Source organism: Pseudogracilibacillus amylolyticus (SeqCode), assembly GCF_051918545.1.
Classification (GTDB): Bacteria; Bacillota; Bacilli; order Bacillales; family Amphibacillaceae; genus Pseudogracilibacillus.
Genome location: NZ_JBPPZG010000054.1, coordinates 1 through 19,908, shown reverse-complemented (window position 1 = coordinate 19,908; position 19,908 = coordinate 1). Strand labels below are relative to the sequence as shown.

14 protein-coding genes and 2 pseudogenes are annotated in these 19,908 nt (G+C 35.2%); 7 read left to right on the top strand and 9 right to left on the bottom strand.

What is annotated here, in order from left to right:
* The first annotated feature begins 997 nt into the window (after positions 1–997).
* The gene (locus tag ACPYKA_RS08220) at positions 998–1,936 is read left to right on the top strand and encodes a DMT family transporter (RefSeq protein WP_479541850.1); all 939 of its coding nucleotides are present in this window, start codon (positions 998–1,000) and stop codon (positions 1,934–1,936) included.
* A 240-nt stretch (positions 1,937–2,176) separates the two neighbouring features.
* On the opposite strand, the gene ACPYKA_RS08215 is transcribed toward ACPYKA_RS08220, so the two are convergent.
* The 3 genes from ACPYKA_RS08215 to ACPYKA_RS08205 form a co-directional block, all read right to left on the bottom strand.
* Entirely contained in the window at positions 2,177–3,301 is a 1,125-nt protein-coding gene (locus ACPYKA_RS08215) for an NAD(P)/FAD-dependent oxidoreductase (RefSeq protein WP_479541849.1), read from the bottom strand.
* Between the two features lie 500 nt (positions 3,302–3,801).
* Complete coding sequence (locus tag ACPYKA_RS08210; RefSeq protein ID WP_479541846.1) at positions 3,802–4,980, bottom strand: sigma-54 interaction domain-containing protein; 1,179 nt, start codon at positions 4,978–4,980, stop codon at positions 3,802–3,804.
* Positions 4,981–4,983: 3 nt separating this feature from the next.
* The gene (locus ACPYKA_RS08205; RefSeq protein ID WP_479541848.1) at positions 4,984–5,529 is read right to left on the bottom strand and encodes a PAS domain-containing protein; all 546 of its coding nucleotides are present in this window, start codon (positions 5,527–5,529) and stop codon (positions 4,984–4,986) included.
* 277 nt (positions 5,530–5,806) lie between these two features.
* On the opposite strand from ACPYKA_RS08205, the gene ACPYKA_RS08200 reads away from it, so the two are divergent.
* A complete protein-coding gene (locus tag ACPYKA_RS08200; protein WP_479541845.1) occupies positions 5,807–7,123 on the top strand; it encodes an MFS transporter in 1,317 nt (438 codons plus the stop codon).
* Positions 7,124–7,138: 15 nt separating this feature from the next.
* On the top strand, positions 7,139–8,509 hold the full coding sequence (locus ACPYKA_RS08195) for an amidase (protein WP_479541844.1): 1,371 nt from the start codon (positions 7,139–7,141) through the stop codon (positions 8,507–8,509).
* Positions 8,510–8,870: 361 nt separating this feature from the next.
* Here ACPYKA_RS08195 and ACPYKA_RS08190 read toward each other — a convergent pair whose 3' ends face one another.
* Entirely contained in the window at positions 8,871–9,647 is a 777-nt protein-coding gene (locus tag ACPYKA_RS08190; protein WP_479541843.1) for a hypothetical protein, read from the bottom strand.
* A 286-nt stretch (positions 9,648–9,933) separates the two neighbouring features.
* Between ACPYKA_RS08190 and ACPYKA_RS08185 the strand changes: the two genes are divergently transcribed.
* The 3 genes and pseudogenes from ACPYKA_RS08185 (at position 9,934) to ACPYKA_RS08175 (ending at position 11,964) form a co-directional block, all read left to right on the top strand.
* Positions 9,934–10,875 carry a DMT family transporter gene (locus ACPYKA_RS08185; protein WP_479541847.1) on the top strand — a complete coding sequence of 314 codons (942 nt, stop codon included), beginning with the start codon at positions 9,934–9,936 and terminating at the stop codon, positions 10,873–10,875.
* A gap of 188 nt (positions 10,876–11,063) precedes the next feature.
* A pseudogene (locus ACPYKA_RS08180) lies at positions 11,064–11,264 on the top strand (Na+/H+ antiporter NhaC); the annotation flags it as partial.
* Positions 11,265–11,276: 12 nt separating this feature from the next.
* Positions 11,277–11,964: pseudogene (locus ACPYKA_RS08175) on the top strand (GNAT family N-acetyltransferase).
* An 82-nt stretch (positions 11,965–12,046) separates the two neighbouring features.
* On the opposite strand, the gene ACPYKA_RS08170 reads toward ACPYKA_RS08175, so the two are convergent.
* Both ACPYKA_RS08170 and ACPYKA_RS08165 read right to left on the bottom strand, forming a co-directional pair.
* Entirely contained in the window at positions 12,047–12,223 is a 177-nt protein-coding gene (locus ACPYKA_RS08170; RefSeq protein WP_479541842.1) for a hypothetical protein, read from the bottom strand.
* A gap of 333 nt (positions 12,224–12,556) precedes the next feature.
* On the bottom strand, positions 12,557–14,305 hold the full coding sequence (locus ACPYKA_RS08165) for a methyl-accepting chemotaxis protein (protein WP_479541841.1): 1,749 nt from the start codon (positions 14,303–14,305) through the stop codon (positions 12,557–12,559).
* A gap of 980 nt (positions 14,306–15,285) precedes the next feature.
* Here ACPYKA_RS08165 and ACPYKA_RS08160 point away from each other — a divergent pair.
* Positions 15,286–16,221 carry a bile acid:sodium symporter family protein gene (locus ACPYKA_RS08160; protein WP_479541840.1) on the top strand — a complete coding sequence of 312 codons (936 nt, stop codon included), beginning with the start codon at positions 15,286–15,288 and terminating at the stop codon, positions 16,219–16,221.
* 126 nt (positions 16,222–16,347) lie between these two features.
* On the opposite strand, the gene ACPYKA_RS08155 is transcribed toward ACPYKA_RS08160, so the two are convergent.
* The 3 genes from ACPYKA_RS08155 to ACPYKA_RS08145 form a co-directional block, all read right to left on the bottom strand.
* Positions 16,348–16,974, bottom strand: a complete 627-nt coding sequence (locus ACPYKA_RS08155; RefSeq protein WP_479541839.1) for a fumarylacetoacetate hydrolase family protein — start codon at positions 16,972–16,974, stop codon at positions 16,348–16,350.
* A 403-nt stretch (positions 16,975–17,377) separates the two neighbouring features.
* A complete protein-coding gene (locus ACPYKA_RS08150; protein ID WP_479541838.1) occupies positions 17,378–18,367 on the bottom strand; it encodes a DUF3895 domain-containing protein in 990 nt (329 codons plus the stop codon).
* A gap of 401 nt (positions 18,368–18,768) precedes the next feature.
* A complete protein-coding gene (locus tag ACPYKA_RS08145; protein WP_479541837.1) occupies positions 18,769–19,824 on the bottom strand; it encodes a suppressor of fused domain protein in 1,056 nt (351 codons plus the stop codon).
* Positions 19,825–19,908: the final 84 nt, after the last annotated feature.

Sequence of the window (19,908 nt, the reverse complement as noted above, 5' to 3'; positions counted from 1 at the left end):
TTGCCAATAACGGCGGAATGAGTGACCAAAAAGAATCTGCCAAAATTAATACTCTCCTTCATGATGCAATAACAAAAATTTTAACCTCTCCTATTATAACGCAAAAATAGAAGATGTGAGAATGAAGTACATCCCCATTATTGCTTTTTTGGAAAAATTCACTCCTAACAAACCAACAATTGTTCAATAAATTTGTACCTCACCTGAGCGTGGGATAAATTACCAGATGTGTATCTCCATCAGGGTCACAATCTGTCTAGATTAGATAGGGTTCTTTTTAGTTTTTTATCAGAGATTGAAGGCGAGCAATAGTGGTAAAAATTATGTGGAGTCGCGCACTCAACATGCTGAGTGGTAAATTTTTATGCAGAGTCGCTCGCTCGACATGCTAAGTGGCAAATTTTTATGCGGAGTCGCTCGCTCAACATGCTGAGTGGTAATATATTATGCAAAGTCACTCACCCAACATGCTGAGTGGCAAAATATTATGCAGAGTCACTCACTCTACATGCTGAGTGGCAAAATTTTATGCGGAGTCACTCAACATGCCGAGTGGCAAAATATTATGCAGAGTCACTCACCCAACATGCTGAGTGGTAAATGATTATGCGGAGTCACTCGCTCAACATGCCGAGTGGAAAAATATTATGCAGAGTCACTCACCCAACATGCCGAGTGGCAAAATATTATGCAGAGTCACTCACTCTACATGCTGAGTGGCAAAATTTTATGCGGAGTCACTCAACATGCCGAGTGGCAAAATATTATGCAGAGTCAATCCCTCAACATGCTGGGTGGCAAAATATTATGCGGAGTCGCTCGCTCTTCATGCGAAGTGACAAAAAAATACTATCGTCCACACACTATACTACTATAATTAAGCAGCGAATTTTACATCAACATACAATAAACTGAGCACACCAAAAATTTCTGAATTAACTAATATCAAATAATGTTATAATAAAATGAAACAGAACACATTAAGGGGGAAAACAATATTAACAGAAAATCGGATGTCAACGCATATGCAGCAGCACTAGGATACGCATCAATCATTGGGTTCTCTTTTTTATTTGTAAAAATTTCTTTAACCGTAACTAATACTCTCGATCTTTTAGCGTATCGTTTTACTGCCGCCTTTCTGGTTGCGGCGTTAATCAACATATTCACAAAGAAAATACATAAAATAAGCCTAAAGGACTTTCGGAAGATTCTTCCTTTAGCAATTTTTTACCCGACATTATTTTTCCTTTTCCAAGTAATTGGACTCGTTTATATTACAACGTCTGAAGCGGGAATATTACAAGCAACCATCCCGATTTTCACGTTGATTTTAGCTTCACTCATACTGAAAGAACGCGCAACACGTCTAAAAATAATCTCGATTACTTTATCAGTAGTGGGTGTTATGTACATATTTGTCATGAACGGTGTTAATGTCGAATCATATAATTGGGCGGGGATTATTCTAATCTTATTATCTACATTTTCCATCGCCATTTATAATGTTTTAGCAAGAAATTTAACAAGGCAGTATCCCCTATTCACATTAACATATTATATGACTTTTATTGGGTTTATTTCATTTATTAGCCTTGCGATTGTATACCATATATTCAACCATTCACTTGGCAGTTTTTTTCTACCACTTGCGAGCCCTAAATTCGTGTTCTCCATTATGTACTTAGGCATTTTGGCATCATTTCTTACATCCTTTTTATCCAATTATGCCCTAAACCAAATTGAAGCAGCTAGAATGAGCGTGTTCAATAATATTTCTATATTAATTACTATTTTTGCCGGAATCATTTTCTTAAACGAATCCATTTATTACTACCATATTATCGGAGCAATCGCCATCATCGCCGGGGTATTCGGCACCAATTACCAAGGCCGAAAGAAACAAAAGAAGCAAATCATAGAACATACTCCATGATTTGCTTTTTTACTTTTATGAAAATTCGCTCCTAACAGGGCGGTAGTCAGCCTCTTTTGAACCTTTCGCTACCAGAATTTCCTGGGGAACATATGCCGGTTGCATGTCATATAGCTAAAGCCATGAGTGAACTTCCCCCACTAATTGCTAACGCAGTTTGAAGGGGACTGCGCCTTCGCTTTTTTGTTCAATCAAAGCCGATTCATCCTAGGATTGAAATCACAAGTATTCTCGATTATTTCATAAAATTGCATGTTTTGGGTCGTATGGGGAAATGTCAATATCTATTTTTTCTTTCATGATTAGGGATGCTGCTAGCTTACCAACATAAGGCCCCATCGTTAATCCCGAAGCGCCCAAACCATTTAAAAGCATAACACCTTCCAAAGAAGGAATCATGCCTATGGTCGGGGTAATATCTAATCCCATTGGACGGAATCCAATCCGCACTTCTTCTAGTTTTCCATCTTTTAATCCGGGAGCAACTTTTAATGCTTCTGATAAAACTTCGTGGATCCCACCGGCAGTTTGTCTATAATCAAAACCGGATCCAGTTTCCCTAGTCGCTCCAGCAACAATACGGGAATCGTCGAAAGCTAATAAATAATGGCTAGACATCGGTAGTACAATCGGCCAATCACTTGTATCCATATCTGGAAGTTTGATATGGACTATTTGTCCTCTTTGCGGCTCTATTTGAAGCTGAATGTCTAATGGTTCCAAAAGAGTTCCGGCCCATGCTCCCGCAGCAATTACTACTAGATCTCCATGAATAGCCTTACCATTAACTATAACGCCATGAATTCTTCGCTTTTCATGTAATAAGGTTGCTTCACCTTCCAAAAATTGTCCACCATTTCGGATTGTGGCTCGTTTTAACGCATTGCGAAGAAGGTTTCCATCCACCCTAGCAGCACCAGATATAAAAACAGATTGAAGATCTTCATGCAAAACAGGGAACAACTTTTGTGTCTCTTCAGTTCCTAATCTTTGAATTGTCCCAATTTCAGCCGCATCCACTTTTTTAAGTATTAGATTCTTTTCTATTTCAGCCAATTTTTCCGGATTAGTTCCGATGCAAATCGCTCCTACCTTTTTATACCCTAGTTCACGTTCCCCGTCATCCTGCAAAGACGTTATTAGTTCAGGATAATAGGCAGCCCCTCTTTTGGCAATTTGGTACCATGAATCATCGGTTACACTTGATGTCCACGGACTAACAATTCCCGCTCCAGCAGTAGTAGCCTTCCCATGCTGTGCCCCGTCAATCATAACTGTTTCTATACCATCATATTTAGATAAATTATAGGCAACACTAGCCCCTAAAATTCCAGTTCCTATGATAATAATCTTCAATAGAATCACTCCAAGCTCTAAAAAGATTGTATTCATCCATCATATCACTAGTTTACAATTATTAAATTAAAATTCACACGCCCTCTCCTTCCATTTACTAGAATGACTCGTTAAACTTCATTTCGTTCCAATTATGAAGTTCCAGCCCCTCCCATTTGTTACCACACTGTCCTTGAAAGCGGAAAAAACCGACCGGCCAATTTTCTAATCATTGTTCGATATCTTCTATTGTACTATTAATTTGTTGGCTATTGGCAACGAACGATACTAGTTAACTCGAAGATTATATGCTGTCGTCTTACTAGTGAGTCACTTAGCATGATGGGGAGGAGGCACAGCAATTACCGAGAATACTGTGCCTTTTATTATTTGAAAACAGCCACCAAACCTTTTACAATCTTCGCCACAAGCCACTACGCATCTTTTCACTTAACAAAACAGCTGCTCAATTCTAGATTTTCAAGAAACCTGAATATATCAATATTTGATGGCTAATTTTTCATAAACTATTATTCAATCCCTAATTTCCTTAATTTTCTACTTATCGTTGATTGATTCACTTGCAAAACTTTTGCAATTTCTGTTGTATGTTCATGCTTTTCCTTTGCTAACAGCAATAATTGCCTCTCCGCTTTTTCTATACACTGTTTGAAAGGAATGATTTCATTAACGATTACGTCATCTTTTGGCTGTCGTTCCCCTGAATTATGAAAAAGCAAACTATCTAAATCCGTTTCATCAATCTTTTCATTTTCAGTGAGCACAATTAGTCTTTCTACAATATTTTTTAATTCTCTAACATTGCCTGGCCAATGGTATTGCTGAAGTAGTTCTATCGCACGACTTGAAAATGTTTTTGAAAATCTATATTTATCATTAAATAAATGGACGAAATATTGTATGAGAGAAAGAATGTCTTCCTTCCTTTCCCTTAAAGGCGGAATGTTAATTGGAATGACATTTAATCGATAATATAAATCTTCACGAAAATTACCTTTTTCTACTTCCTCATACAAATTACTGTTCGTCGCTGCTATTAGTCGAATATTAATTTTAAGTTGTTTCGTACCACCCACACGAATAATAGTTTGCTCTTGTAAAACACGTAATAATTTTGTTTGTAAATTTAATGGCATTTCACCGATCTCATCTAAAAATAATGTTCCTTCATTCGCTAACTCAAACAATCCTCTTTTTTGATTCATCGCACCTGTAAAAGCCCCTTTTTCATATCCAAACAATTCTGATTCAAGCAAATTTTCTGGGATAGCACCACAATTTATTGTTATAAATGGTTTATCGGAGCGTTCACTTGATTGGTGAATATAATTAGCGATTACTTCTTTCCCCACACCTGTTTCACCATAAATGAGTACAGTGGAATCGACATCTTTTACTCGATGTGCTAAAGAAATCACCTTTTCCATTTCTACACTTTGATAGATAAGTTTATTATTTACAAGCGTTTTTTTCCTTAAATGTTCAAGTTCTTTTTTATATCCTTCCATCAATTGTTTTGTCTCATCTAGTTTGGATTGCAAGCGATCAACTTCGGTAATATCTCTAGAGGCATTAACAACTCTAATAATTTTGCCATTCTCATCTTTTATTGGCGTCCCAACAACCATTAAACGCCTGCCAGTCCGAGTACTTTGAATAATAGAAACAGTTTCTTTTTTCTCTAACACAATTCATGTAACCGATGGGTTGTATATCCCTATCGTTTCCAGTTCATATACACTTTTCCCTATTAACTCCTCTTCTTTTTTACCCCAAAGCTTTTCACATGCAGAACTAACACGTAACGTAATTCCATGTTGATCAGACACATAAATAACATCGTATGATATATCAAAAATTGCCTTTAAATCGTGATTCAAATTTTTATAGGAGTCTAATTTTTTTAAGAAAACTTCATAATACTTTTCCTCGTTAAACAAAAAGGAGGCACCCACTAACTCACCTTTCGAAAAATGGGGTGAATAATTAAAAAACAGCTTACTGTTTCCATAATACACCTCGTGAAAAAATTGCGACTGTTCAGAAGAGGTTCTATTTCTTAACGCTGGAACAAAGTCAAAAATAGATTTACCTAAAATATCTATCTTTTCACTATTAAGCAGCACGGCACCTTTGTTATTTATATATTGAACAATACCATCCTTGTCTGTCATAATAAATCCGGTACGTAATGAATCCATAGCTGAATCAAGTAATACGGTAGAAAATTCATCCATCAATGTCATTCCTCTTTCCAAAATGCAAAAATGCATTTTTTCGTATGCATTTTTGCATAGTTTAGTGTTTGTTATTTTACACTAACTTGGATAAACATTCAACAAAGGCTATATATTAAGTAATTTAAAAACCCTAAGTTAAACTTGGCATGTAACTTGCATGTATATTATAAGAATTGCGATCATTTTAAGTTGGGAGGGTTTACAAATGTAATTCAACGAATGACGTAACAAAAATTAATTTAACTAACAAAGAAAGAAAGAGAGGCTTTTACGAATGAAGCATAGTTATCGCTATAATATTTTATTTATGATGGTTTTAATGGTTATTATTAACTATATTGACCGTGGAGCAATCTCATATGCTCAAGAGTATATTATTAAAGAATATGGTTTTGGTGCCGTTGAATGGGGAGCAGTGCTTGGTTATTTCGGCTACGGTTATTTATTCGGAGCGCTGTTTGGAGGTGCGCTTGCAGATAAAAAAGGACCAAAGTTTGTTTGGATTCTCATTGGAATTGGATGGTCTTTCTTCGTTGTAGTCACCGCATTTGCAGGAGAAATTGGAATTGCCCTATTCGGTGGTTCAGCTATTGCCGGATTTGCCGTTGTCCGCATTATGTTTGGTTTCTTTGAAGGGCCTACATTTTCAACGATAAACAGAACTGTAGCTAATTGGGCCACACCAAGAGAAAGAGGATTTGCGGTATCTTTAGGCCTGTTAGGTACACCATTAGGCGCCTTATTAACCGCTCCTGTAGCAGTCTTGATTTTATCCATCACTAGTTGGAAAGTGATGTTCATCCTTCTAGGATCTTTAGGACTTATTTGGGTCATTATTTGGTCGAAAATGTTTACCGACCTACCAGAGCAACATAAAAAGGTCACGAAAGAAGAGCTAGAAAAAATCCGCTCCATGGATGCGTTACTTCCTGATGAACAATTGGTTGAGGAAAATGAAGAAGAAAAAATAAAATGGCATCACTTTTTTAGAAATCCAACATTAGTTTTTAACGCTTTAGGCTATTTTGCTTTCCAATATATTAATTTTCTTTTATTAACTTGGACGCCAAAATATCTACAAGATGAATTTGGATTTCAGTTATCATCGCTATGGTATTTAGGAATGATTCCTTGGATTGGTGCCTGTTTTACAGTATTATTAGGCGGAAAAATATCAGATTATTTACGTATGAAAACAGGTAGTCTGCGAATTGCAAGGTCAGGTTTAGCAGTAGTTTCATTATTATTAACTGCTATTTGTTTTATGCTTATCCCTACCGCGAATACAGTTGTTGGAGTAATGGTTCTTATGGCCATTGGAAACGCTTTTAACTCGTTACCAAACTCTGTGTATTGGTCTGTCATCATTGATACGGAACCAAATAAAGCGGGAACTTATGGAGGAATTACCCATTTTATAACAAATACTGCCACAATCATCGCACCTACTTTAACTGGATTCCTTGTTATAAGTTTTGGGTACTCATCGATGTTTACAGCTGCAGCAGTTGCGTCAGTTATCGGTATGGTAGCAATGATTTTTGTTAAACCAGGGAAAAGAACAAAGAAAAATATCGCAACGATTTCGTAAGGGAAGAGATTAGTAATGAATATTATGCATATAAACACATGTATAAGGAATAAAGAAGTTTCTCCAGTAGACGTGGTAAAAGAAACGTTAAAAAATATTTATGAAAAAAATCCGGACAACAACTCTTTTATAACTATTTCGGAACAGGATGCATTAAAAAGTGCAAAAATACTAGAAGAAGAATTAATGACTGGTCATATAAGAGGGCCATTGCACGGAATTCCCATTGCGATTAAAGATTTAATCTATACAAAGGGCATAAAAACAACAATGGGTTCCAAAATATATGAACATTTTATCCCTGCTTTTGATGCAACCGTTGTAGAAAAATTAAAACAGGCCGGAGCAATTATTATTGGTAAAGCAAATACGCATGAATTTGCTTATGGGCCAGTAGGTGACCGTTCCTACTTTGGAGCGTGCAGAAACCCACATAATCTAAAAAAAATCTCTGGGGGATCAAGCAGTGGTTCAGCAGCTGCCGTTGCCGCAAATATGGTTTTAGCCTCTATAGGGACAGACACTGGTGGATCCATTAGAATTCCTTCCTCCGCTTGTGGAGTAGTCGGAATGAAACCAACTTTCGGTCTGGTTAGTAAGGCGGGATCATTTCCCCTAGCCTATACGCTTGATCATATCGGTCCTATTACGTCTAATATAAAAGATAATGCATTGTTATTAAACATAATAGCAGGCTATGACCCAAAGGACGATTTTTCCCTTCATACAGAGGAAAACAAAGACTACTCTAGATTAATTGGTGAAGATGTAAAGGATAAAAAAATCGGTATCGCGACGAACAGCTATTTCACCAAAGTAAATCAGGAAATAAAAGATGCTTTTGATAGATGTGTCCATGTTTTTGAACGTTTACAAACGAATGTATCGGAAGTATCCGTGCCCAGTATAGAAGAAATAGCCGACGCCCAGGCTATAACAATTAAAGCGGAAGCAGCTGCAGTTCATGCTGACTCTCTGGAAAGCTATCAAGGACAAATTGATGAAGAAGTATATGATAGATTAATAGCTAGCAAACAAGTTAGTGGATATGAATATGTGCAAGCACAAATGAACAGAAATAAATTAATCTCTAAATTTAATCAACTATTCGATGATGTCGATATACTGCTCGTTCCAACATTACCAATATTACCAACGAATATTGATCAAAGAGAAGTAACAATCGATCGTACACCTGTAACGACACAATATGCATTATTAAAACTGACATCGCCATTTAATTATTCCGGTAATCCTGCATTATCTGTTCCTTGTGGCATGTCTGAAAGTGGACTCCCGATTGGCGTCCAGCTCATTGGTCGACACGGGGATGAAGAAACGTTATATCAATTTGGCTATGCATTAGAATCTGAACTTAATAAATAGTAACGAGGCAGTTGGAAGTTCGATATAAACGAACTTTCAACTGTTCTTTTGTTTTTTAAACTCCATACGGGAAGCGAGGGGAGGGTGGCGGCAATGTTGTAGCGGTGGATGATTCAGCGATTTGGGGTTTGATTCAGCGATTTTAAAATTAATTCAGCGATTCGAAGTTTTATTCAGCGATTGTAAAATTAATTCAGCGATTTGGGAGTTTATTCGGCGATTTTAAAATTAATTCAGCGATTTGGGAGTTTATTCAGCGACTTTAAAATTAATTCAGCGATTCGAGTTTTGATTCAGCGATTCGGGATTTTATTCAGCGATTTTAAAATTAATTCAGCGATATCATTACAATTGAGCTATTTCAGTTAATATTTTCCATTCTTGCGCCACGGTCTATATAAATATTTTGCAACCTATGAGAAGCGGGATAATAAATATAGTACGGCTTACTGCCTAAATAAACATTCTCCTCTTCCTTTTTGCTCATTAATACACGTTCTCCATCTAGAAATACAACGATATATAATTCTTTCAACTCTTCATCTATTTTATCTGGTTGAATATTATATATTTTAAATTTAAGTCGAGTTGTAGTAGTTGATGTTGCAATAATCATCGATATGATAATAAAAAATGTATTAAGGAAAAATAAACTGAGTATAAGAATAACAACTTCAGGATTATCTAACTTCTGATAATCAATTATGACAGCAAATAAAAAGACCGCTAAAAACCAAACTAGAAAATTAAATGAAGCTATTAATTTAATAACTCTATTAAATATTTTTTTCGTTTTTCCAACCCGTTCCCTGCTCATTAATAAATATGTTCTTATAAAAATTTGCAATAAATATACAAAAATACCGCAAATGATTATCAGTAACACGTATTCCAAACTAAAAGATAAATTATAGTCATTCATTACAACAAATGAAACAGAAAGTGTAATTAAAAATCCAATTAAAAGCGCTCTACCGTAATCTGCTTTCAATCTAGAAGTTTTCGTTTCCATAATCGAATCCAGTTCAGTACGAAACTCACTTAAATAACTCCGACTAAAAATAGTTAAAAGAGAAAAAACAACCGGAATGAGTCCAACAATATTCATTATAAGAAAATCGATAATTTTATTTACCATATTTACCTCCTAAAGTAGATTTAAAAAGCACATGCTAACATCATAATCATTATCCTTCCAATGATTAACGATCCAAATGTCCATAGTAATTATTCCTTTTCCATCTTCATTTTAAACAGTTTCCTTTGTTAACAAAAGAGACACTTCAGTAATCCGTGTTAAATTTGTTACTATCCATTTAATGTATCCGAATATTTTTGTAACCAATTATTAAACTCCACTTGCTACTTCCCCCTTTTATGGTTCATACTATCAATATTGTCATCATTTTTTTATTTGTAAAGGGCTGAATCAATTGACGAAACAACCTCGTTGGATAGGATTTTTATTAGTTATCTTGGGAGCTACATTTTGGGGGATCGGCGGAACTGTCTCACAAAGATTATTTCAAGTAGATACTCTTTCTGTTGAGTGGCTCGTGGCAGTTCGCTTACTACTATCAGGATTTATCATGATTCTGTTAGCTTATTTCTCTCAAAATAATAAACTAGTGTTTCAAATTTGGACGAACAAAAAAGCGGTTGTTCAGCTTTTTGTCTTCGGATTATTAGGAATGCTGACCGTTCAATATACATATATGGCCTCTATTCAATTAGGAAACGCCGCCGTCGCTACGATGTTACAATATTTAGCACCAGTATTCATTATCATTTATCTAGCTCTTTCTAAAGCGAGTATACTTAAAAGAAAAGATTTCATCGCAGTGATAATTACATTCGTTGGAACATTTTTATTGCTTACAAATGGTTCTTTCCAGCAAATATCAGTCCCTTTTTCTGCCGTCATATGGGGAGTTCTATCTGGAGTTTCTCTTGCTTTTTATACGCTTTATGCTGGAAAATTACTGAATAAATGGGGATCCCTTAATGTAATCGGATGGGCAATGATCATTGGGGGAATCGGTATGAGCATCATCCATCCGCCGTGGAGATTTGATACTACAGGATGGACGATAGATACGGTATTATTTTTAATGTTTGTCATTTTATTCGGTACAATGATCGCATTCTGGTTTTATCTTGAAAGTCTAAAATATTTACAACCTCAAGAAACGAGTTTACTAGGAACGATTGAACCACTAGCAGCTATTATCACTTCAGTAGCATGGCTAAAAATACCCTTTGGTGGCTATCAACTACTCGGTAGCGCGCTTGTCCTATTTATAGTCATTTATATATCCGTGTTCAAGGATAAAGAGGAAGAAAGACTGTCACAAAAAGAGACATGAACTTAAAAAAAAATGGGAAAAATCCTTTTAACACTCTTCCCTATCTATTTACTTGTGCAGGAGTAAATATCAATGAAAAGAAGGAGTTGCCTGCAAACGAGTTACAGCAATTTTTTCATTGAAAAATGAGAAAGAACCCACTGTAGACGGATTCTAACGAGTTTCAGCCTGTAACAGCGAGAGAGCTCACGGTATTTATTCCATGGAACACTTGTGGTGTTTTTATTTTTGGAACATCAGGTGTTCACGCATTTACCTATGCGCCTTATGCAATATTAAATTTCACCGTCCCGATCATTTCAATAAATTTGGCATTCACCGACTGGACCATTGCTAAATTATCACAAGAAGAAATGAACGCTCTAAAAAATCAAGAAGAAGCGGTCTAATTCAAAATGGAAGTGAGTACGATTTATAACGGAATACTAAATGATGGAACAAACTATACAATAAGAAAATTAGCTTTAAATGACTTGGATAACATCCTTCAACTGCAACGGATTGTAGCTGAAACGCTAATGAACAAAGAAACGACAAACGTTATCTGAACAGGAGTATCAATATATTTTAAATGGGAAAGGATTACTCTTAGGAGCATTTATTGAAGAGGAACTCATTGCCTTTAGAGCTTTAATGGTTCCGCCTATCGATGAAGAACATTTAGGATTAGCGGTAGGGCTCGAAAAGGAATTGGATCAAATTATCTATCAAGAAATCTCGATGGTGAATCCTAAATACCGTGGAAACCGACTACAACAACAATTGGGGCAACTGATTATGGAAACATTAAATAAATCGTCATCCTTTAAATATGTTTGTTGCACAGTTGCTCCGTCTAATATTCCAAGCTTAAAAGATAAATTTAACCAAGGGATGATGGTGGGAGCATTAATTGAAATTTACAGTGGAAAATTACGATACGTGTTTGTGAAGAAAATAAAAGAGAGTGAAAAGCCCCAGTGGAACAAAACAAAAAAAGTTCCTACTGATCAAATCGAAGAACAGCAGAAACTATTACAAGATGGCTGGCACGGATATAAGCTAGAACAAAATAATAACCAGTACTTTGTTTTGTACGGAAAATTATGAAGGAAGTCAAACCCTTTAAAATAAACGAGGCTGATGGGCTGTCTCCCATCGGCCTCGTTTATTGCGGGTTCCCGCACAATTATCAATAAACTTCTTGATTTCTTCTACGTCTGCAATCAAGACATCCACAATGACGATAGCTTTCATCTCTTACATCTCTTTCAGCATCCTGTTTTGGGCTTCCACATATAAATCTGTCATGTCTGTTTCTTCTAACACGATCACGTTTTCTTGAAGTTGATTCACATCCACAACTCATTTAAGTTCCCTCCCCTATATATTAAATCAAACAAATCTCGATATTAATATATGAGGAAAAATACATGCTGAGTAAACAAACTACCTGATTAAAAAGCCTTTTTTAGGGGGAACTGCCCTTATATATAGGATGATAATTCTTCTAGCTCTGAATATTCTTCAAGCTCTTCGGCTAGTGCTTAATCATTTATAAACTCAATTTTACTATTCTCAACCCCAATAGAATTTAAATGTCCATATACAGAAAAGTTCCTAACTTTTTACAATTTACGGCTTTAAACAAGCTTGCTTTACATTACCTATTCATTAGGGGTAGGAAACTTTTGGAAATTCATTATAGTTTAAAATGACGGATTAAATCATTTAATTCTGTAGCCAAATTAGCTAGTTCATTTGAGCTTTCAGATACTTCTTCCATTGCAGCACTTGTCTGCTGTGTAGATGCAGATGTTTGCTCCACTCCGGCAGCCGACTCCTCTGAAATTGCCGCAATATCTTCTATTGTACTATTCATTTGTTGGGTATTAGCTACAATACTAGTTAAACTCGAAGATATAGACTGAACGTTAGTAACCATATCTGTAACGGCTTTATTTATTCCATCGAACTTCTCACTCGTTATTTCAATTTCATTTGTCCCTTGTTCAACTTCTTTGTATCCATCTTGCAATGTGTTGGTTACAGAACTTGATTCTGTTTGAATATTTGATACGATCGCTGTAATATCCGTAACCGAATCGGAAACTTGTTCTGCAAGTTTTCTAACCTCATCGGCAACCACGGCAAAACCTGCCCCATGTTCTCCGGCTCTTGCTGCTTCAATTGCAGCATTTAGTGCAAGTAAATTTGTTTGTTCGGCTATATCCTGAATGACGGAAACTAATTTCGAAATTTCTTGAGATTGAGCATCTAATCCTTGTACTTTTTCTACTGCCTCATGTACAATCTGATCAATTTTAGCCATTTGACGTTTAGATGATTCCATCAGTTGACTTCCTTCATCCGTAATTCCTAGTACTTCACTGGAAGAATCATATATATGTTCTCCATTTTCATTCGCTCTATCAACATCCTGTGCATAAACTTGCATTGCAGAAGCGAGATCACTAATACTATTTGCTTGCGTTTCAGACCCGGACGCTATCTCTTCCATTGTAGTAGCAATTTGATCCGAGCCAACCTTAACTTCATTAGAGGATTGGGTTAACTCTTCACTTCGGCTTGTAATTGTTTCCGATGCACTAGAAATACTGTAAATCATTTCTTTTAATTTTTCCTGCATCTCATTCATCGCTTTAGCCAGTTGCCCAGTCTCATCTTTTGATTTTACATTTATTTTTTCCTGGGATAGATCACCATTGGCTAAATAATGCATTCGTTCAGCCACAAGACGAATTGGTTTAGATATTGTATTAGAGAACACCCAAATAATAACAATCCCAAGGCCCAAAGCTATTCCCGCCACAATTAAAATAATATTCAAAATTTCTTTCGCAGGTGCATTAAAATCCATCATATACGTTCCAGAAACCACCGTCCAACCCCAATTATCGTCTTTTTCGGAGTAAGCTACTTTTGGTTCAATTACATTTTCATCACCTGGCATTGGCCATGAAAAGAAAGTAAACCCGCCACCTTCATTTGCCTTTTTAATATTTTCTTGGGTCGATTTAATTCCATTTGGATCTGCTGAATCCCAAGTATTATCGCCTTCGATCGTTGGATGTGCAATAACATTCCCTTCATCATCTAAAATAAACATATACCCATTTTCACCTAAATCAAGATCCGGATTTATAGGACGGTGACCTTCCGAATCCTTCTCCCCCAATATTGCAACCTTTACTTTTTCTTGCGCATCCTCTAAAGAAAGATTTCCTTTCTCCACTTCAGAATTTAATGCCTCAATCATTTCAATTGTCATTACAACACTGTTTTTTAAATTCATGGCACCTAGTTCGTCTAGACTGCTTGTACTTTTTTGATAACTGAAAACACCTAGTACAATTAATGGGATCGTTAAAAGTAAGATAGAGGCTATAATTAATTTTGCTTTAATAGAATTTAATTTTATTTTTTTCATTTGTTATTCCCTTTCGATGATGTCATATACTTTTGTTTAAAAATTTTTTTAAGTCTTTTGGATCTGATTGTTCGTGAACGTCTTAACTGCATAAGTTGCTTCATCAACCATTTTTTAGCACATTGCAGGGTACATTTTAATTTTTCATCCTATAGCTTTTATGTAATCTTTCCCTTGTAAAATAAAATGACTAAAGTAAAAGGACAAATTCCTTCTACTTTCATCTAATTCCAAATACTTATATATCATTCACCCCTATCTAAAAAACAAGTTCTCTTAATGCTTAAATGAGAAAAGCAAAATGGCTATCCATGAAAAATGGAATAGCCAAATTAATAACGAGTATAAATTAGCTAAATTTGGTAGTAGTACAGTCCAAAATACTGATAAATCTATAATTTTCGACTTCGCTTTATGTAGTCCTTAAACTGTTTGTCATATCAACTAAATATAAAGATTTATAAGCACAAAGTAATGGTATATTATAGCTAAAAAGAAGTCAAATAAAATTTATGAAATTAATATCAGGGTAAATATAATATACCGTGAAAAGAATTAAATCATAGTCGTTTTGCACCGACATGGAGCTGTAATGTTAATTTTTGAATAGCTTATTGTGGACATGGAACAAGTCTTGATCATTAAATTAAGATAGGATAAAATGTCTATATCAACCGTAACAAGCCGTATAATCCGACAATAAAGGATGCAGCTTTATTTATTAGCAAAACGTATATCTTTTTTAAGGCCAAGTTCAGAATTACATGAAATTAATATTTTCCCAAGATATATAAACATATCACGATTCAGATCTAATTCGAGAACAAACCCCGTTGATTGAAAGTATACTATATCAAATGCAAACATATTTATATGATTAAGCGGCTTTTTATGTAATATAGCTTCAATTGAATATCATACAATTAAAGAATTCAAAACTTTTGGAAAAAATTAACTCTAAAAAAGGGAGGAATAAGTATATGAAGTTGCTAGAGAATATAAGTAAATTTGCTGGGAATACGTTTGCAATCTGGGTTATTATCTTTGCAATCATGGCATTTTTTGTACCAAGTGGTTTTACCTGGATTGCCCCCCATATTTCTTTACTGCTCGGAATTATTATGTTTGGCATGGGTCTGACTTTATCGGTGGATGATTTTAAAGGGATTGTGAAAGCACCAAAAAGTGTTTTCATTGGAGTTCTTGCACAATATACCATTATGCCTCTACTTGCTTTTGCCTTAGCTAATTTATTTCAATTACCACCAGAAGTGGCAGTAGGTGTAATTTTAGTTGGATGTTGTCCTGGTGGAACAGCTTCGAATGTAATGACATTTCTAGCAAAGGGAAACACAGCTTTATCTGTTACAGTTACCGCTATTTCAACCATTTTAGCACCCATTATGACTCCTAGCTTAACACTATTATTTGCAAGCAAATGGTTGCCAGTCTCAGCGGGTGATATGTTTCTTTCCATTGTCCAAATCGTATTAATTCCAATTGTACTAGGTGTAGCGATTCGCTTATTATTCCAAAAACAAGTAGATAAAAGTGTGAAAGTTTTACCGCTCGTGTCTGTAGTAGGGATCGTTTTAGTAGCTTCTGCTGTGGTGGCTGTGAATAAAGAATCGATTGCAACGACAGGATTACTAATCTTTTCGGTCGTTATTTTACATAATGTACTCGGACTTCTACTTGGCTATTTACTAGCAAAAATTTTAAAACTAGATTTTCAAGATCAAAAGGCTATCTCAATTGAAGTAGGAATGCAAAATTCAGGGCTTGGATCCGCATTAGCACTGGCTCATTTTGCCCCAGTTGCTGCGGTGCCAAGTGCTCTTTTCAGTGTTTGGCACAATATTTCAGGACCACTACTCGCAACTTGGTGGGGGAAAAGAAGTAGTACAGAAAAGTAAGCAGTCAAATACCCCACATCTATTATTCAGTCGTGGGGCTACATACTTTAATTAGGTTTTTTGTAATGTAGTAGTAAAGTTGATAAACGTAGCAGGAGCAGATCTGCTTCTGCACACTTGTTTATCTCATTCTAATCCTATTGTACAACTACCGAGTTCTTGCTGGCCCCATCTCAGTGATAGATGATCCCTATTGTTAAGCGGACCAACACCTGATGGGGTGCCAGTAAAAATAATATCTCCCTTTCCCAACCCTAAATTATCTCCTATAAAACGTAGTAAACTTTCCATATCAAACATCATTTGTGCAATATTACCTTCTTGCACTATTTTATCATTTATTCTCAATGAGAAATTTTGTTTTTTACATTCATCCAACCCCGGGAAATAGATAAACTCACTAATAATCGCTGAATTTCGGAATCCTTTTGACAAAAGCCACGGATACCCTTGCTCCTTTAACCCTTGCTGAACATCTCTTAGCGTTAAATCCAAACCAATCGCCATTTCATCAATAAGTTGATCAACTGCTTTTTTCGGTGCATAATCTTCTCCCATTTTAACAACTAGCTCCACTTCATAGTGCACTTCTCCTTTGTTATTTGGTAACTCAATTAAAGACCCATCAGCTTTTACTAATGAATGGGTTGTTTTACTAAAAATCACCGGTTTATCCGGTATTTTATTTTGTAATTCCTTCACATGTTCTACATAATTTCTTCCCACACAGTAAATATTTCTAATCGTATTCATACATTCACATCCTCTAATAATTTAATACTATAAATTGACGTAATTATATTTTCTTGAACTCGATTAACATTGATTTTCATTTATAGACGTACCGTTAAAAATGATGTGTTTAAGTTTGTTATTAATATAGGACTAACATATATTCATAAACATTAGTTTAATATACCGACAGCTAACAGTAAACACCATCTAGATTTTACTTGCTCTTGGCTATTAGATTGTATCGAACGGAAATCGTTTCTTCGGTTAATAACCCCACTTTAATGCAATGAACAAATTGATTAACAGGCATCTATTTTTAAATATTGTTTTAATTCTTTTATTTATTTAATACTGCTTTCCTATTATATTTTTCAAGAATTTAATTGCTTTACCCTAGGCTGTCTCCCGAAAATCATCAAAATTATACAAGTAAATGCGGATCAACTATTTGATATACTCCTTGACCGACTCGCTTTTCAATAGATTTGAGTCTACCTAAATCAGATAGCTCTTCTAAAAATAAACAAACGTCAGGAAAAATTCGATACATTCCACTTGGAAGTAAATTACTAGGAGCCCCGTGATAGCTTATTAATTCATCACAAATATCACTTGCTTTTACTACATCCGTTTTTAAACCTCTTAAATACAAGATAATGCCAAGTTGTAAATCTTCCGATAATGAAGTATTTATTCCATTTCTTAACCCTTGCCACCATTCGGAATTAACAGTTTCTTGTTTTAATTTTTCAAGAATAGATTCTTTTTCCTTTTTAACTCTTTCTTGTTCTCTAAGTTGTTCCTCCCTGCACTTACGTTCCATCTCCACCTCGAAATTTAAAACCATTTGTTTTAACCTACTAATTTGCCTTTCTAATAGAGGTATATCACAGTCAAAATGATTTTGTATATCATTAGGAATATCAATTTCAGACGGGATATTGAAAATACCTTCATCTTTTAGATCCCAACCATTGGATATTTTTTGCAAAACTTCATCTAATTCAAAATCTATTTTTTCCAATCCTTTTAAAATTTGTTTAGCTAGAAACGAAGGTATTCCAGTATGCAATTCAAAATGGGTAATCCCAAATTTTTTCACTTCATCTGTCTTCCGATTTTGCACAACGTATTGATATCTCAGTTTTCGATTACACTCACAAAATAAAGTTGATTCATCTCGCCAATTTGATCCAGCATCTATAAAGTCTAACAACTCCCATTGGTTGGCTATGTCCCCTGTATCCCCTCGTCCTTGTCCAAAACCTGCTTTTTCCTTTGCCATTATATTCGCAAAAGCCGATCGTTTTCCCCGCTTTAAAAAGTACATCAAAAACTTTTTTTGATCTTCACCTAAAGATTCCATTATTTTATCTCGATCACTTTGTGTCAACATTCCAAAATTATACACCGCATTCACATCCTTTTATTGGGGACTGTCTCCAAAAATTTTAGTTAAATTAATAATAGCTTATCCTGAAATTATTATCATATAATTGGAACAATCGTTATTATTGTCGAAGTCTTTGAAACAAATTATACAAGAAAGCAACGACCAAGACCTCAACACCCAAACGAAAAAAACACTCCTCAAGAAAATAATATTCCTTAAAAACAAGTGTTTTACATTATCATTACCTCAATCGTTAGTTTCTCTGTTTTAGGTAACGATTAGATGCTATTCGTTACCTTGGTTACTGAGTTCATCGTATTGGGGAACGATTAACCGCTATTCGTTACCTTACTTGTCTTTTGCTCATGTAAACTAAAGTAATGACTTTTAATCTTAATCATATTTATCCACCCTATCAATTATCCAATCGTATCCACAACATTTCCATCTGAATCTTTCAGTTCTGTCTTTACAATTTTAAAAACAACAGATTCTATGGAAGGTAGGGAAAATGTTTTTTCTATTGGTTCAAGTTGTGCAACGAGTTGCTCAACCGCATTTTCATTAAGAGTAATCTCAATTTGGTCTTCATTTTCTGTAACTTGTAACTCGTCTTCAAACATAAAAATAACTGTCGCTTCATTACTTACTAATCTAAGTGGTTCACCTTTTACGATACGCCCTCTAATAATCTTTCCAATTGTTTTTGCTTGCTTGGCACCAATCGTCAACACTGCAGGAGTTCTTTTAAATAAAAACTTTTTAGCTGGTGTCCATGTGACTTGGTCATTAAATAAGAATCCAGTATTTGATCCTTCTCTTTCGCTACCTTTTTGAATAGCTTCCCCTATTTTTGAATGGCGAAGAAGTGATTCACGATACAAATCAGTAGTGTACTTTGGCATATACTCTTCGAATACATGTAAAACACCTAGTGTATTCCATATTTGCATAGCTTCTAATTCATCCGCTGTTACTCCGACAAGTTGAATAAATTCAACCTTCCCATTTGGGATTTCTATCTCCGGTAACTCAGAATCATAGATAAATGCAAGCGCAGTTAATTCTGTATCTGATTCAAGACTTATTGGACCATTTGCATCCATATAATCCCCGTTTCTAAAAAAATTACCACTATTAAATACGTATCTTGCCAAATTCTGCAATAGATTTAAAGGCCAGTTCGGTGGCTCGGTTTCATTATTCTCCTTTTCCAACCTAAAAGTTAACTCAAATCCATATCCACTATACTCCATATCCTCTAACTCTTTTTCAAACAGTTCAGAAAATCCATATGTCACGTAATGCCAATGTTCAACTGGTTCTTTCGCGTCGTATACACTAATACCTTCTAAAGGATCATTTCCGCCTAGCTGATATGAAATCAATGTTCCGAAATGTTTCGGTTCTTGATCACCATAAATCTTTTCCATCGCTTGATCAATTGCATCCCAACCTGCATTATTTTCGCTCATCGTATCCTCCTTTGTAGGGCAAACCCCTACCGGTTAATTCTATATCTATCATACCACTATTATATAAACCTTTTATTTGAATAG

Bases quoted from the DNA above. Each gene is read 5' to 3' on its own strand.
- ACPYKA_RS08205 (WP_479541848.1), bottom strand. From the start codon at position 5,529: ATGGATGAATTTTCTACCGTATTACTTGATTCAGCTATGGATTCATTA.
- ACPYKA_RS08200 (WP_479541845.1), top strand. From the start codon at position 5,807: ATGAAGCATAGTTATCGCTATAATATTTTATTTATGATGGTTTTAATG.
- ACPYKA_RS08195 (WP_479541844.1), top strand. From the start codon at position 7,139: ATGAATATTATGCATATAAACACATGTATAAGGAATAAAGAAGTTTCT.
- ACPYKA_RS08190 (WP_479541843.1), bottom strand. From the start codon at position 9,647: ATGGTAAATAAAATTATCGATTTTCTTATAATGAATATTGTTGGACTC.
- ACPYKA_RS08170 (WP_479541842.1), bottom strand. From the start codon at position 12,223: ATGAGTTGTGGATGTGAATCAACTTCAAGAAAACGTGATCGTGTTAGA.
- ACPYKA_RS08165 (WP_479541841.1), bottom strand. From the start codon at position 14,305: ATGAAAAAAATAAAATTAAATTCTATTAAAGCAAAATTAATTATAGCC.
- ACPYKA_RS08160 (WP_479541840.1), top strand. From the start codon at position 15,286: ATGAAGTTGCTAGAGAATATAAGTAAATTTGCTGGGAATACGTTTGCA.
- ACPYKA_RS08155 (WP_479541839.1), bottom strand. From the start codon at position 16,974: ATGAATACGATTAGAAATATTTACTGTGTGGGAAGAAATTATGTAGAA.
- ACPYKA_RS08145 (WP_479541837.1), bottom strand. From the start codon at position 19,824: ATGAGCGAAAATAATGCAGGTTGGGATGCAATTGATCAAGCGATGGAA.